A 15,125-nucleotide genomic window follows, 5' to 3' on the forward strand; every position below is an offset into this window, starting at 1 on the left:
GACAAAACCCGCCTGCGCGGGTTAATCAAACACCCAGATTAACCGATACAATCGTTTAAACAGACTCTACATTATATTTAAGCGATCGCTATGGTAACTAAATCTGATGTTCAGGTGACAGTTTCCCTGACGGAATTGGGTTTGGATGATGAAGAATTGCAAACTCAAGTACAAAATTTACTCCCCCAGTTGCGAGATGTGGATGGGGTAGAAGACGCAGATTTAGTTGCGGTTACAGAAGTACCAGAAGGTTCTAAGGCGTTGGGTGGTTTTTCTCTGGGGACATTCAAAGCACTGGTGAAACCGACTTTAATTAAGCCTGTGTTTGATTTTTTAGGGCGTTTGTCTAATAAAACCTTTGAAATTGAAGTAGAAGCTTACGGAGAAAAATTCAAGGCGAAAGCTAGTAGCAAAGAAGATTTGATCTTCATCCTCGAAAAAACCGAAACTTTATTGAACAACGCCAAAAATAGACAAGACAGCAATAATGGCTAAGGTAGCACTGTTAATTGGGATTAGCGAATATGAACCAGGACTAACACCGCTACCCAATGCTGTGAATGATGTTGAGGCGATGCGGCGAGTTCTGGTAAACCCAGAAATGGGTGATTTTGCACCAGAGAATGTCACAGTGCTGAGAAATCCCCAACGGCAAGAGATGGAAGATGCTATCTATAACTTGTACGCCCATCGTGACAACGATGACTTACTGCTGTTTTACTTTTCTGGTCATGGAGTAACAGTTGAAAGCGGTGATTTTTACTTCTCAACTTCCATCACCAGAAAAAATCAAAATAAATTAATTCCTACCACAGCTTTAGCTGGGACAAATGTACATAGCTGGATGAACCAAAGCAAATCTAAGCGACAGGTAGTAATTTTAGACTGTTGCTTTAGTGGTGCTTTTGCCAAAGGTTTGACAGCAAAAGACATTGATAATATTGACCTAGAACAAAAATTAGGCGGTGAGGGTAGAGCAATTCTCACAGCTTCTTCTTCTACACAATATGCTTTTGAGTCTGATGGTTTAAACTTGTCGATTTACACTCATTATCTGGTAGAAGGCATAGAAAAAGGTGCAGCAGATTTAGATGGTGATGGTTTAATTGCGGTGGATGAGTTGCACAAATATACGAAAAGCAAAGTGCAAGAAGCATCACCCGCGATGACACCAGAATTTTATCCTGTTAAAGAAGGTTATCGGATTTTTCTGGCGAAATCGCCCAAGGATGACCCCAAGCTGCAATATCGCAAGGAAGTTGAGAAAATTGCTCTTGAGGATGAAGGCGAGATTTTTGTGGTTAATCGCTTTTATCTGGATGAATTGCGAAATAATTTGGAATTATCTGTTGATGAGGTGAATGCAATTGAATTTGAAGTACTAAAACCTTATCGCAAACGCCAAGAAAAACTACAACGTTATGAACTAGCGTTATCTCAGCTGACACAATATCCTCTGACTGAAAGAGACCGTAATGCTTTAAAACGCTTACAAAAGATTTTAAGTTTGCGAGATGAAGATGTTGCACCAATAGAACAACGCATTTTATCTCCTAAAGAAGCAGAATATCAACGCCAGCAGGAAGAAGCTAAAAGAGCCGAATATCAAAGACGAGAAGCGGAAAGGTTACGTCAGGAAGAAGTTGAAAGATTACGCCAGGAACAACAAAGAGTCGAATATCAAAAACAAGAAGCTGAAAGATTACGCCAGGAACAACAAATAGGCGAATACCAAAGAGAAGAAGCTAAAAGGTTACGCCAGGAAGAAGAAAGATTACGCCAAGCACAAGAAAATACACAATCAACTCAAGGTATTCAAACTCGGCCTTTTGAATTTGAAACAGCCACTATAACTGGTGTAAACTCTGGGTTTTTAGGAATTGGTAAAAGCTGTGAGATTAGTCGCAGACGTGGACGCGCCGAGTTTTTTGCTGAAGACTTAGGTGATGGCGTAGTTTTAGAAATGGTATCCATCCCTGGTGGTACATTCCTCATGGGTTCACCAGAGAGTGAGACGGGACGATATGACGCTGAAAGTCCTCAGCATAATGTCACCGTCCAACCCTTTTTCATAGGGAAATTTCCTGTTACTCAAGGGCAATGGCAAGCCGTTGCGGCTCTTGATAAGGTAAATATTGATTTAGACCCCAACCCATCCCGTTTTAAGGGTGCTAACCGCCCTGTTGAGAGCGTTTCGTGGGATGATGCAGTTGAGTTTTGCGCTCGATTGTCGAAAAAGACTGGTAAGATATATCGCTTACCCAGTGAGGCAGAGTGGGAATATGCTTGCCGGGCGGGAACAACTACGCCGTTTTATTTTGGAGAAACAATTACCACAGATTTAGCGAATTATGACGGAACTTACACCTACGGTTCTGCGCCTAAAGGTGAATATCGTGGGCAGACAACCGATGTTGGGAAATTTCCGGCTAACCCCTTTGGTTTATTCGATATGTGCGGTAATGTATGGGAATGGTGTCAGGATAAATGGCACAAAGATTATAATAATGTACCAACAGATGGAAGGACTTGGTTAACTGAAGGAGCAGGTATAGTAAGGTATTTGCGGGGTGGTTCCTGGGACGACCATCCTTACGACTGCCGTTCTGCGTCCTGTGGCAGCAAATTTTGGGCGGGGCGTGACTACATCTACGACTATATTGGTTTTCGTGTCTTGTGTGGTATCGGGAGAAATTCTTAGCCCTTTATACTCTTACCCTTTCGCACTTTACACTATTTCTTTTTCCTTTCCGTTTCGCGCTCTGTGCGATCAAATTTTTTTAGGTTTTTTGTATGATTAAGTTACTCATCCAAAAAACCCACGACTTAATCAAGTGGTATGCGCCAATTTTAAAACGCCTGCACAGAACTCATAAATTATTACTAGGAAATCGAATTATTACAATGGGAATTGAAGAATTATTACTACCTTTTCGAGAAGAAGTATTAAGAATAGCGTCTAAATATGGAGCTTATAATCTGCGAGTGTTTGGTTCAGTAGCAAGAGACGAAGCCAGACCAGATAGTGATGTAGATTTTTTAGTAGAACTAGAACCAGGGCGAAATTTATTAGATAGAATTGGCTTAATGCAAGATTGAGAAGAGTTATTAAAACGAAAAGTTGATGTGACCAAGCCAAGTAATTTACATGAACTAATTAGAGATAAAGTTTTAAGTGAAGCTGTTGCATTATGAAAGATGAAAGGCGTTATTTACTCGATATTGCAAAATGTTGGCGATCGCCATTTTAATTGCTATGAGTTTGCATCGCCATTTTTTCAGCTTTTAATTTGCGTAGCCTTTCAACAACTGGATTAGGGTTGCGGCTTTGCTCTTCTCTCATGCGATCGCCCCACTCTAGCCAATCTTTCAGATAAGCATCTACAGCTTGTTGATTGTGTAAGTAGTAGAGAATAGTAGCATAAACCTGCTCTAAAGTAAGTGAAGTATAGGTTTTAGCAATCTCTTCGGGAGTTTTAGCACGGAACAGGTAGTCAAATAAAATCGTTTCGATTCCTACTCTTGTACCCTGGAGTCTAATATCATCAGGTGCCAGAAAATTAAAGTAGTCTTCAAGCTGCATAGTTCGCTAAAAATAAGATATTGATATTATTGCCTGATCGTAACATCAAACAAATTGCAGCGATTCATGGCAATAGAAGCTGGGCGATCGCAAGTTGAATATTCTGTAACCTGCAAGCGATCGCCTGATAAAATAATATAACTAAGACTCTTTATGCGTTTTTGGTGTCCTGTTTAAGACAAGCACTGACGATTATTAATGACTGTAACAGTCATTACCCCATTGCCGCTTCACCTTTTGATAATATTATCAACACTGTGACTTGTATTACCCTCTTAACGAAAGCGACCCGTTGGCAAGACTAAAGCCACAGATGCTAACTGCTCAGAAACTAGCAAAATTATTTACAAAATATGGAAACAGTAGATTGCCGCTAGGGTTGGGTAACAGCATCTTTTTTTCGGGAGTTGGTGTTCCAATGGACTTGACTTGACTAATACATTTAGAAAATCATATCCGCGAGAGACTTGTATTGGTATAAGCATTTTCGTTAAGCTGGCAACCAAAGATGCAAAATAAGGTCTGAATTGCTTATAAGCGTAATTTTGGCTACGTAGTCATTAAGCACTTGTTTTGGCAAATGACTAATGACAAAGGACAAATGACTTTTCGACCCATACCCACTTGAATAAGATAAAAATGGCAAACAACGAAGAATCACGCGGTTTAAAGTCTCTGTTTGATTGGTTTGCAAATCGAAAAAAATCAGGCTCTACCAACCTGGAACGACAAGAACGGGAAATTGCTGACGGGCTATGGCATAAATGTTCTCAGTGTGGTGTTTTAACCTATACAAAAGATTTGAGAGCTAATCAAATGGTCTGCGTCGAATGTGGACATCATAATCGGGTAGATAGTGATGAACGCATCCGCCAATTGATAGATAGCAATACTTGGCAACCGATAAATGAGCATTTGCGCCCGACTGACCCCTTACAATTCCGCGATCGCAAACCTTATAGCGATCGCCTGCGGGAAATGGAAACCAAACTCGGTCTTGTAGATGCAGTAAAAACAGGTTTGGGACAAATCGACGGAATGCCTGTAGCCTTGGGAGTAATGGACTTCCGGTTTATGGGTGGTAGTATGGGTTCCGTTGTCGGCGAAAAAATCACCCGCTTAATTGAACAAGCCACCGGACGACGCTACCCTGTAGTGATTGTTTGCACCTCTGGCGGCGCGAGAATGCAGGAAGGTATGCTTTCCCTGATGCAGATGGCGAAAATCTCCGCAGCTTTAGACCGCCATCGTGAAGCTAGATTATTGTACATTCCCGTATTGACCAACCCGACCACAGGCGGCGTAACCGCTAGTTTTGCCATGTTAGGCGATATTATCTTGGCAGAACCCAAATCTACAATCGGTTTCGCTGGTCGGCGCGTCATTGAGCAAACCCTCCGCGAAAAATTACCTGAAGATTTCCAATCTGCGGAAGATTTACTCAAGCATGGCTTTGTAGACGAGATTGTGCCTCGTACTCAGTTAAAGAAAACCTTAGCACAGCTAATTGCTTTACACCAACCAGTTACAACAGCCCCTTCGATGATGCTGTGGGAGTCGATGACGTTGAGTTCTACAGCAGTTGAATAAAAGTAAAAAGGTAAAAGTAAAAAGGTAAAAGTTAAGATTTGTTTTGCCTTTTTACTTTTGCCTTTTGCCTTCTCACCTTCCTGGTTCTTGCACAAAAAACAGTGGTACAAGTGCGGCTAGGCGCAACAAGCCAGAGAGGGCGAATAAGCCAAGTAAGCCGCCCCACAGGGCAAATTGAGCGATAAAACTGCCGATAGTTGTGCCTAAAGCGCCACTAGCACCAGCAATCGCAGCTGCGATCGCAAAATAAATTGACTGATTTTTCATGGGTGCGATCGCTAATTGCAAATTGTTATTACACAAGTCAATTGCTGCCCAAGTTATGCCAGCCAAAATATGTAAAAGTGGCAACCACAGCCAAATATCAAGTTGACTGGCATTAATTCCCAACCACAAAATTGGTGTCAGTCCTACCAAAATTCCCACAAAAATTAAGATGGGTAAATTTCCTACCCTATCTGCTAATTTGCCCCACCAAATTAGCATTAATAAATTTGCACCAGCCTGTAAACTGCCGTAAAGCGTCACCCAACTAACATCTATATTCAAAGTATCTAACATATAAAGGTTAAAAAAAGGTGCGCTTAAATGAACAGCAAACATCCATAAACTGATATAAATCAGAAATATTAAAAAATTGTAGTTTTTCCAAATACTAATAGTAGGTGAATAATTTAATTCATCTGTTTGGTTATTTGTAGATGTGGAAGCTAAAGAATTTTGTAATTGAGGATTGATATCGAATTTGAAATATTGGAAACCAATACTAACAATGCCAAATATAATCCCAATTAGCAGCACTACTCCATAACCTTGGATGTTGCCACCATACCAATGAGATACAATTAAACCAGCCAAAGGCATACAAATTAAATTAGTTAAGCTGATTGCACTGTTGCGAATCCCGAAATACCTACCGCGCAGTTTTCGGGGAACGATTATTGCTAACCAACTCATCCAAGATGCACAACCCAAAGCTCCTAAAAGATGAGTAGCTAAAACAATCAATAAGGTCAATACAACTAACTGTTGAGAACTGATACCGCCCCAACTAAAAATAGTAATAGCGATCGCTAAAATTAGCCACAATAATCTAGCTGTTCCATATATTCCTAAAGCATAGCGAAAACGGCTAGTAGTACGTTCTGATAAATAAGCACCCAAAGGCTGAATCAGATTCACCAGCATTGGTATAGAAGATAACAACCCAAACACCACCGGACTAGCATCTAATTCCACAAGGAAATTGCTAAGTAAAATACCGCCTGTAGTGATTCCAAAAACTGTTGCTAAAACAGCATCCACTGTAGAGGCGCGTAAACTAGTCCGAATAGCATCCTTGGGAATACGGAAAATCGGCTTGGGAGTAGGAACCAGTGTGGTTGGCGGTGTGACAATCTGGGTGATTTCTTGGGTAATTTCCAGAGTCAGAGAAGCAGCAGTTTCAACCTGAACAGAATCCATAGTTGTTTTTGAAGTAACGCACCTCAGCGTAGTTGTGGAGATAATTTTTTGTTATTTTATCTTGCTTAATTTCAAGAAAAATTCAGATTTATTAAACATCTGTCTTGAGCTACAGACGATATAAGTGAAGTAAAAACTACTGTCATCCATCTGTGAAAAGAATCAATTTGTGGAAATTTTTGGGTGTAGTTATAGCGATCGCGATCGCTCTTATTGGCTATCACAGGCTACCACTAGCAACAACCAACGCAGTCACCGTTAAACTGAGTGGCTGGGCTGGTTCCCAAGTTGAGCAAAAGCTATTAAAACAAGTCCTACAAGACTTTGAAGCCCAGCATCCCAACATCAAAGTTAAATACGAAGTTATTTCCGACCAATATATGGACGTAATCAAAACCCGTTTGGTTGGAGATGCGGCTCCTGATGTATTTTATCTTGATGCACTGGAAGCGCCTTTTTTGATGAGTCAAAATGTTTTGGAACCTTTAGATAATTACATTCAACCAGCTTTTAATATAGAAGACTTTGAAGTTACCCTGTTAGATAGCTTTAAATATCAAAACCATATTTATGGGCTACCAAAAGACTATTCTACATTAGCTCTTTTTTATAACACAAAATCTTTTGCTGCGGCAGGCTTGAATACTCCCCCAACTACTTGGTCAGAACTGCGTTCTTACTCCCAAAAATTAACAAGCAAGCTCAACAAATATGGTTTTGGTGAATTACCTGAATTAGCGCGTCAAATCTATAAAATTAAAGCCTTTGATGGACAAGTTATTGATGAGAACGGTTACGCTGCTTTTGCCAGCAAACAAAGCTTACAAGGCTTACAATTAGTTATCGAACAGTATCAAAAAGATAAATCCTCTGCTCAAAAATCTGATGTTGGGACAAACTCAGGTAGCGAAATGTTTGGACAGGGTAAAGTCGCAATGGTGATTGAAGGTAACTGGGCGATTCCTTATCTGCAAGAAACCTTTCCTCAACTAGAATTTGCCACAGCAGAATTACCCACAATTAATAATCAAAAAGGCACAATGGTGTTTACTGTAGCCTATGTGATGAACAAGCAATCTCAGCAGAAAGCAGCAGCTTGGGAGTTAATTTCTTACCTGACTGGTAAAGCCGGAATGCAAAAATGGACAGCCACAGGATTTGCGCTACCAACCAGAAAATCAATAGCACAAAAATTAGGCTATGACAAAGATATTCTACGAAAACCATTGGTTGCAGGAGTTAGTTATGCAACACCTTGGCAAGTTGGTAAATATCCCGCAGCTATTATGAATAATTTTGATAATCAGTTTGTTAGTGCTTTATTAGGACAACAATCATTACAGCAAGCAATGTTAAAAGCGCAAACCGCAGCTAATCAACAAATTAAATTGATGGAATAGCACCTAGCCCCGACGAATTGAATTCGCGGCTATACAAACAAAGTCCGCCTGCGCGGACTAAAAGAAAATCAAAGTTTTTAACCCGCTTAGGCGGGTTTTACCTATGTAGCCGCGACTTCCAGTCGCCTGATACCTAATCAATTTCCCATTCTAATCTCAAGGTTTCCAACTTAGGATTTTTCACACTCAATCGCTTACATTCTTCCAAAAATTCCTTCACCTGTTCTTGAGTCAAACTTAAACCCCCATCTTGGAGATTATGAATAAAAGTAATCACATCAGCAGTTGTCAAATATGAACTGATTTCTTCTAATAAAATCGCATTATTGACTTCTCGACAAACTAACTCAATATCAGATGAAGTAAATCGGATACTTTTCTCAGCTAACATTTCAAAATTAACTGATTGCTCTACATTCAATTGTGATAGATAATGCTTAAATATTTCGACTCTCTCTGCTTGATTGGGAGGAAAGATTGGTACTTTCCAATCTAATCTGCCAGAACGTTTTAAGGCATTATCAATGCCACTTAAATAATTAGTAGCAGCAATGACAATGACATCACTATTTTTAATATTGTTCAGTTCAATCAATAATTGATTGATAGTGGCTCTTTGGTCAGTATGGGAGTTTTCATCATTACGATTAAAACCAATACTATCTAATTCATCGATGAATAATACAGAAGGAGCTTTTTTCTTAGCTTGGACAAAAATATCTCGAATATTTTTCTGGCTTTGACCTATCCATACACTAATAATATCAGCCGGAGAAAATTTAAAGAAATATCGCCCTGATTCATTAGCAAAAGCATTGGCTAGTAATGTTTTACCACATCCAGGTAATCCATAAAACAAAATTCCCCCAATTGCGCCTTTATGCCCTTTAGATTGTAACTTGAGCAGCTTATTTAATTTTTCTTTTTCTTCATTCAGACCTTTGACTTGGCTAAAGTCAAGTTTGACTTGTTTGCTAACTGGGGTGATTTGTCTTGTAGCTTGTCTTTTGACTCTATATTCAAAAGTCGGATAATCAATAGTGTCAAATGCTACAGGGACTAATTGATGTTTTTCATAATCTGGTGTCATCACTATAGTTTTAAAGTTAGCACCATAATATTCTGATAGTTTAGATTCTAAAATCTCTTTAGTTTTTTTGAGTTGATAGTAATTGCGAGCAATTTCAAACCCAGGTACTACTAACCAAATACTTTCTAAATTGTTTGGCCATACCTGAGATTTTCGCAAAATTCTCTTAATCATATCAAAAAAGAGATTATTGTCAGAAAACTCGTTATATTTGAGAGTTTCTATTTCTACAACAATTTTATTTTTAATATATACTTCTACTTTTTCAGTTTGATATTCTTGATATTCGTCTTCATCATCATCGCTATTATCTTCATCTTGAGAAGTTAATTCAATTTCACAGCCAATATGCGATAATTCATATCCAAGACTTTCTAATGTTTTGATAGCAAAATATTTCAGATAGATGTACTCAGTGCTTTCCTGTTGCCACTTTAGATGATAAAGATGTTCAGGCTTCATCTTGAGTAACAACTGTGATTCAGCCTGAATTTGAGCTTTTTGCAATTCTAAGAAATAATTGAGGAGAGATACATCATCTTCCTCTGTTTGATAATAAGGCAGTTCTAATAATAGACGGAAATGAGCTAAAATCTCTTCCTTTTTTTCAATGGCAGCTTCATGAGAATATTTACATCTGAGGGTAAAAGTAAAGGGAATTTTACTCGCAACTGTATCGACTAAATGCCCTAAACTATCTTCTTTTTGTTGGGCTTGAATTTCTAACACTGATGGACAGTGAAATAAAATAAATGATTGTGTAGAATTATACTTATTTAAAGATAAAGATATAGATTCAAACTGCTCATCAAATTTTTCCGAATCTAGTAATTCTAAGCCAGTGTCACCTAAGATGACACTTGTCATTGTTGAACGATAAAAATGAAATATATTAGCACCTTTAATAGAATTTTCTTTTTCGTTTTCACAATCATCATCAGAGTCAATAATTTTAGTTGCAAATTGGCGTACAGAAGAACTTGTAACTTCAGTTAAACCTTGATATTGAAATTTTCTAATCAGTTCATAATTAAAAATTTTGACAACAATATCAGAAAAGAAATCGACATCTTGGGGAATGAGAAAAATCCCCATCGGTTGATTTGAATCTAAACAAGCTTGAAAGCGTTCATATTCTTGCTCAGATCCAAAGTCAAATAAATAGTAAAAGAAATCATGTTTGACTTGAATTGTTTCTTTCAACTTTTGCGAAATTGCTGCTGAGTTGAAAATTTCATCAGTAAGTTCTATACCTTTAAGAGAAATATCTATTTTTGTATCTAAAGGAATATATAAATCAAAAACAGGTTCAGCAGACAATCCTAAATTTTCCAGAGCAGTATTAAAATCATCAATAAATGCCTGACTTCTGCGTTGATAGCCAAACTGTTCCATGATGGTTTTAACTCGTAAGCTTTTTTTGGTTTTACCCGTTCTTTGCAGTTCGTTTTTAATCGAGTTTAAGTAGGCTGTATATAACATTCTGTCTCCTGACAATCACCAAATATATTCTTCCCAAAATGAGATATACAGTAACTTACATAAGCGATCGCCATTATTTCTAAACATATTTCATCAAACGCTACCATAAATAATCATGTATTACCCATCGCTACAACAAGGTTGTACATAATTAAGCGGAGGTAGAATTGTGTGGCAAGTTAGCAGGCGACAGCAAAATGCTAGGTGGAATCTGACGGAAAATCTAGCTGGTTATTTTTTCCTTGCACCCACACTGTTGATTTTGGGTACTTTTGTTGTGTTACCCATTCTCTACGCCGTCTTTCTTTCGCTACACAAAGTGCAACTTCTCGGCGGAATTGAATATGAGTTCATCGGCTTTCGCAATTTCAGCCGCTTAATCGAAGATGAACGCGTCTGGATAGCTTTGAAAAACACCGCAGAATACGTGGCTATTGTTGTACCGTCGCAAACAATTTTGGCTTTAGTTCTGGCGGTAACTCTAAATTCCGGGATTCGGGGAAAAAATTGGTGGCGCATCCTTTATTTTTTACCCACAGTGACTTCTTCCGCAGTGCTGACGCTGATTTTTATGTGGATTTATAACACGGATGGGCTACTGAATGATGTTTTGGCTTTTGTGGGTTTACCTACTTATAACTGGTTGGGTGATCCAAATGTGGCACTCAAAGGCATCATGATTATGAATATTTGGTCAACTGCGCCGTTTTATATGGTGATTTATTTGGCGGCGTTGCAAGATATCCCCCAAAAATTATACGAGGCGGCAGAACTAGATGGAGCAAATGGTTGGCAGCAGTTTATCTATATCACCATCCCTATACTCCGTCCTGTAACCTTTTTTGTTGTAGCTATTGGCATAATTGGGACTTTTCAGTTATTTGACCAATCATATATTTTCTCTGGTGGGACTGGCGGGCCGAATAATGCAACTCTGACTTTAGTGTTATTGATTTACCAAGCTGTATTTCGTAATTTACAAATGGGTTATGCTGCTGCGATCGCATTTTTATTGGCATTAGTCATCATCACCATGACTTTAATCCAACGGCGTTTATTTGGAGGCGAAAAAATGTGACTAAAATTTCTCGCATTCCTTGGCTCAAATTATTGTTATACATGGTGTTGACACTGTATGCAGTTATTACCCTAATCCCCTTTTTGTGGGCGTTGTCAGCATCATTTAAGCCGCTATCAGAAATTGTCAACGGTGGCAGTAATTTTATTCCGAAAAACTTTACTTTAGATAATTACACGCAAATATTTTTACAAGAACCTTTATTTTGGCGTTGGTTGTTCAACAGTGTGTTTATTGCTGTCAGCGTCACGTTATTAAACTTGATATTTAACTCTATGGCGGGTTATGCCTTAGCTAGACTGCGCTTTGTTGGGAGAAACTTCTGGTTTTTCTTGATTTTGGCAGTTTTGGCAGTTCCGGCACAAATTACCTTGATTCCGACATTTTTGATTTTAAAGGCGATCGCTTGGCTAAATTCTTATCAAGGTATGATTGTGCCAGGAATGGTTAACGCTACTTTTATCTTTATGATGCGGCAGTTTTTCGTGAATTTTCCCAGGGAGTTAGAAGAAGCCGCGCAATTAGATGGCTTAAATACCTGGGGAATCTTCAGACATATTGTCTTACCTTTAGCCAAACCAGCACTTGCAGCCCAAGCCGTGTTTGTCTTTATGGGTAGTTGGAATAATTTCTTGCTACCTGTCGTGATTTTATTTGACCCCGAAATGTTTACCTTACCTTTAGGCTTAAACACATTTAAAGGTCTATACATCAGCTATTGGAACTACATTATGGCAGCTTCGATGGTCTTTACCCTGCCAGCGTTAGGTATATATGCTTTCTTCAACCGCTACTTTATTCAAAGCGCCACCTTTACAGGCGGGAAAGGATAACCTGAACCAATATACTCATAACTATTTCCCCCTTGTCTACCCTGTCTCCCTTGTCTCCCCTGTCCCCCTTATCTCCCAACCATCCCCACCCTTCATCCAAATTTTGGGCAACAAATTGCACTCCTAACGTGATATTGGTATTACAGCGACTCAATCTCTATTTGTTAGTTAACCAAACATTATGGGTTTTGCAGGTCTACCGATCGCAGAGATAGCAACATACTACAGTATGACTGTGGCGCAAGTGTTTTCTCTGGATAACCAATTGAGAACTGCCTATAAATGCCACAAGGCTCATTGGGCGTTAGAAAATGCAAAAGCAATTATGGCGCAAACATCGTCTGAAATTCACCAGCAAGGTACTAGCGACTCGGTGAGTGATACCAGAGTCACCTTGTGGGCGATTTCAGGCTGGAGCGAATTTTTAACAACATATAACAACCGTTAGCAACATAGAGATTGAGTATCGCATTATTTAGCTGTGTTGAGCGTCAAAATTTTTAAGGGGAAACATGTTTAGAAGATTAATTGGCGTTGTTGTGGTTACTGTTTTACTGACATTTCAGTTAATGGTTGGTGCGGCTTCAGCTGTGGAACTAGACGCAGCTACCAGAACAGTGCCATTAAATGACAAAGGTGATACCGTTGTTCTCAGCCTCAAACAAGTTAAAGAAGGCAAACGTTTATTTCAATACGCTTGCGCTCAATGTCATGTAGGTGGCGTTACCAAAACCAACCAAAACGTAGGTCTGGAACCAGAAGCATTAGCATTGGCTACACCAAACCGCAACAACATTGAGGGTTTGGTAGATTACATGAAAAATCCCACCACTTATGATGGGGAAGAGGAAATCTCTGAATTACACCCCAGTCTCAAGAGTGCAGATATTTTCACAACAATGCGAAATCTGACCGAAGACGATTTGGTAGCCATAGCTGGTCACATCCTGCTACAACCTAAAGTCGTAGGTACTAAGTGGGGCGGTGGCAAAATCTATTACTAAACCTCAGTCATAATTGCTGAGTCTTAGGGAATTAGATACTGGGAATAAACAAGTATGTAGAGGCGTAGCGGCTTGCCGCAGGCTAAGATAAAGTACTAATTTTTACTTTTATTCTTCAGCCTTCATTCTTCAATCTTGATACTTCACAGTGACTAATTCCCAATTTTTATATTTTTTTAAGAATTAAAACTGGTTTTTGGGATTTTTCCTACTTGACGTAAAAGCTATTTAGTGTACAAAAATCAGAGTTATTTGTGATTTTTAGGTTTCTGAATATTAATTTATGACCCGATAAATAAAATAAATTGGATCTACGACATATTGTCAAACTTTGGCGTTGATTTTATTTAAAATGAGATAGGGACTATAAAACCATCTGTTAGGAGAAAGTCATGAAATTGATTGCGGCAAGTCTGAGACGCTTGAGCCTAGCTGTGTTGACCATGATTTTAGTTGTCAGCAGCTTTGCTATTTTTACACCTCCAGCCTCTGCTGAAACCCACCAAATCAAGTTGGGTAGCGATAAAGGAATGCTGGCATTTGAACCCAGCAAGGTAACAGTGAAGCCCGGCGATACAATTGAATGGGTAAACAACAAAGTTCCTCCCCATAACGTTGTATTTGATGCGGCTCTCAACCCCGCTAAGAGTGCAGATTTAGCTAAATCTCTATCTCACAAAAGCTTGTTAATGAGTCCTGGTCAAACACAAACAACCACCATCCCATCTGATGCACCTGCTGGTGATTACACCTTCTATTGCGAACCTCATCGTGGTGCTGGTATGGTTGGTCACATCATTGTTCAATAGTAGAAATAGCACTGGCGAAACTAGATAATTTTCTAGCTGTTCAGGAAAATTGACAAACTAAAGAATGCCAGAATCTGGCATATACAACAAATCAATCAATAGCGGTGACGAGTTTGATTTCCGCCCAAAATGCTCAACAGCGCCCAGCGATGTCAGAGATGAACTCGTCACCGCTAATTTTATTTAAATCTAAAACTGATAAAATGTAGCAGTCAAAGTATAGATGAGAACTCTATTTAGGCGCTAGAGTCTGGAGAATAACTTGAGAAGACTGTTGTTAATTTTATTTCTAGCGATCGCGCTCTTCCAATTAACATTTACTTATCCAGCATTAGCCGCCGAAACATCCAACGGTGCAAAAATTTTTAGCGCCAATTGCGCTTCTTGCCACATAGGTGGCGGTAACATTCTTGTTGCCGAAAAAACCTTAAACCAAGAAGCATTATCAAAATACTTGGCAGACTATAACACCGACTCCCTTCAGGCAATTATTCATCAAATCCAAAATGGCAAAAATGCCATGCCCCCCTTCAAAAACAAGTTAACACCCGAAGAAATTTTGGATGTCGCTGCTTACGTTTTTCAAAAAGCCGAACAAGGTTGGTAGATGTGAAAAAGAGGCTAGGGACTAGTACAACAAGGCAAAAGTAGAAAGGCAAAAGTAAAAAGAAAGAGTGTTCATACCACAAGATTTTTACTCATTTCAGATGGTCTGTTGATTTCCACCGACCTATATTAGCTAGAGCCTAGAAATTAAAATCTTTACCTTTTACCTTTTGCCTTTTGCCTTTT

Annotated in this window: 13 protein-coding genes and 1 pseudogene; 11 read left to right on the forward strand and 3 right to left on the reverse strand. The window is 39.0% G+C overall.

The features are described from left to right. Window positions 1-90: 90 nt before the first annotated feature. From H6G74_RS11010 to H6G74_RS31810, 3 genes and pseudogenes are all read left to right on the forward strand, one after another. A complete protein-coding gene (locus tag H6G74_RS11010) occupies window positions 91-495 on the forward strand; it encodes a sugar ABC transporter permease (protein ID WP_190967709.1) in 405 nt (134 codons plus the stop codon). Then, entirely contained in the window at window positions 488-2,701 is a 2,214-nt protein-coding gene (locus H6G74_RS11015) for a caspase, EACC1-associated type (RefSeq protein WP_190967710.1), read from the forward strand. Before H6G74_RS11010 ends, H6G74_RS11015 begins: the two co-directional genes overlap by 8 nt. A gap of 203 nt (window positions 2,702-2,904) precedes the next feature. Beyond that, window positions 2,905-3,195, forward strand: a pseudogene (locus H6G74_RS31810) (nucleotidyltransferase family protein). 52 nt (window positions 3,196-3,247) lie between these two features. Here H6G74_RS31810 and H6G74_RS11025 read toward each other — a convergent pair. Continuing rightward, window positions 3,248-3,583, reverse strand: coding sequence for a DUF433 domain-containing protein (locus tag H6G74_RS11025; RefSeq protein ID WP_190967711.1), 336 nt, complete (start codon window positions 3,581-3,583; stop codon window positions 3,248-3,250). A gap of 639 nt (window positions 3,584-4,222) precedes the next feature. Between H6G74_RS11025 and accD the strand changes: the two genes are divergently transcribed. Next, window positions 4,223-5,173: an acetyl-CoA carboxylase, carboxyltransferase subunit beta gene (accD, locus tag H6G74_RS11030; RefSeq protein ID WP_190967712.1), complete on the forward strand. Its 951-nt coding sequence runs from the start codon at window positions 4,223-4,225 to the stop codon at window positions 5,171-5,173. A 72-nt stretch (window positions 5,174-5,245) separates the two neighbouring features. Here accD and H6G74_RS11035 read toward each other — a convergent pair whose 3' ends face one another. Continuing rightward, window positions 5,246-6,637, reverse strand: coding sequence for an MFS transporter (locus H6G74_RS11035; protein ID WP_190967713.1), 1,392 nt, complete (start codon window positions 6,635-6,637; stop codon window positions 5,246-5,248). Between the two features lie 152 nt (window positions 6,638-6,789). Here H6G74_RS11035 and H6G74_RS11040 point away from each other — a divergent pair, with 152 nt between their 5' ends. Beyond that, complete coding sequence (locus tag H6G74_RS11040; protein WP_190967714.1) at window positions 6,790-8,037, forward strand: ABC transporter substrate-binding protein; 1,248 nt, start codon at window positions 6,790-6,792, stop codon at window positions 8,035-8,037. A 133-nt stretch (window positions 8,038-8,170) separates the two neighbouring features. On the opposite strand, the gene H6G74_RS11045 is transcribed toward H6G74_RS11040, so the two are convergent. Next, window positions 8,171-10,609, reverse strand: a complete 2,439-nt coding sequence (locus H6G74_RS11045; protein ID WP_190967715.1) for an ATP-binding protein — start codon at window positions 10,607-10,609, stop codon at window positions 8,171-8,173. A 169-nt stretch (window positions 10,610-10,778) separates the two neighbouring features. On the opposite strand from H6G74_RS11045, the gene H6G74_RS11050 reads away from it, so the two are divergent. From H6G74_RS11050 to petJ, 6 genes are all read left to right on the forward strand, one after another. Then, on the forward strand, window positions 10,779-11,687 hold the full coding sequence (locus H6G74_RS11050) for a carbohydrate ABC transporter permease (protein WP_190967716.1): 909 nt from the start codon (window positions 10,779-10,781) through the stop codon (window positions 11,685-11,687). Between the two features lie 41 nt (window positions 11,688-11,728). After that, window positions 11,729-12,520, forward strand: coding sequence for a carbohydrate ABC transporter permease (locus H6G74_RS11055; protein WP_199340966.1), 792 nt, complete (start codon window positions 11,729-11,731; stop codon window positions 12,518-12,520). A 181-nt stretch (window positions 12,521-12,701) separates the two neighbouring features. Beyond that, window positions 12,702-12,968, forward strand: a complete 267-nt coding sequence (locus H6G74_RS11060; protein ID WP_190967718.1) for a hypothetical protein — start codon at window positions 12,702-12,704, stop codon at window positions 12,966-12,968. 64 nt (window positions 12,969-13,032) lie between these two features. Further along, window positions 13,033-13,524, forward strand: coding sequence for a photosystem II cytochrome c-550 (gene psbV, locus H6G74_RS11065; protein WP_190967719.1), 492 nt, complete (start codon window positions 13,033-13,035; stop codon window positions 13,522-13,524). A 392-nt stretch (window positions 13,525-13,916) separates the two neighbouring features. Beyond that, on the forward strand, window positions 13,917-14,333 hold the full coding sequence (gene petE, locus H6G74_RS11070) for a plastocyanin (protein WP_190967720.1): 417 nt from the start codon (window positions 13,917-13,919) through the stop codon (window positions 14,331-14,333). Window positions 14,334-14,595: 262 nt separating this feature from the next. After that, window positions 14,596-14,940 (forward strand): cytochrome c6 PetJ, encoded by a 345-nt coding sequence (petJ, locus tag H6G74_RS11075; protein ID WP_190967721.1) that lies wholly within the window; start codon window positions 14,596-14,598, stop codon window positions 14,938-14,940. The last annotated feature ends 185 nt before the right edge of the window (window positions 14,941-15,125 follow it).

The sequence above is a fragment of the Nostoc spongiaeforme FACHB-130 genome (assembly GCF_014698475.1).
In the GTDB taxonomy this organism is placed as follows: Bacteria; Cyanobacteriota; Cyanobacteriia; order Cyanobacteriales; family Nostocaceae; genus Nostoc_B; species Nostoc_B spongiaeforme.

What these genes read in the sequence shown, in the direction of transcription:
- psbV (WP_190967719.1), top strand. Translation starts at nt 13,033, where the DNA reads ATGTTTAGAAGATTAATTGGCGTTGTTGTGGTTACTGTTTTACTGACA.
- H6G74_RS11035 (WP_190967713.1), bottom strand. Translation starts at nt 6,637, where the DNA reads ATGGATTCTGTTCAGGTTGAAACTGCTGCTTCTCTGACTCTGGAAATT.
- accD (WP_190967712.1), top strand. Translation starts at nt 4,223, where the DNA reads ATGGCAAACAACGAAGAATCACGCGGTTTAAAGTCTCTGTTTGATTGG.
- H6G74_RS11055 (WP_199340966.1), top strand. Translation starts at nt 11,729, where the DNA reads ATGGTGTTGACACTGTATGCAGTTATTACCCTAATCCCCTTTTTGTGG.
- H6G74_RS11015 (WP_190967710.1), top strand. Translation starts at nt 488, where the DNA reads ATGGCTAAGGTAGCACTGTTAATTGGGATTAGCGAATATGAACCAGGA.
- petE (WP_190967720.1), top strand. Translation starts at nt 13,917, where the DNA reads ATGAAATTGATTGCGGCAAGTCTGAGACGCTTGAGCCTAGCTGTGTTG.
- H6G74_RS11025 (WP_190967711.1), bottom strand. Translation starts at nt 3,583, where the DNA reads ATGCAGCTTGAAGACTACTTTAATTTTCTGGCACCTGATGATATTAGA.
- H6G74_RS11060 (WP_190967718.1), top strand. Translation starts at nt 12,702, where the DNA reads ATGGGTTTTGCAGGTCTACCGATCGCAGAGATAGCAACATACTACAGT.
- H6G74_RS11045 (WP_190967715.1), bottom strand. Translation starts at nt 10,609, where the DNA reads ATGTTATATACAGCCTACTTAAACTCGATTAAAAACGAACTGCAAAGA.
- H6G74_RS11010 (WP_190967709.1), top strand. Translation starts at nt 91, where the DNA reads ATGGTAACTAAATCTGATGTTCAGGTGACAGTTTCCCTGACGGAATTG.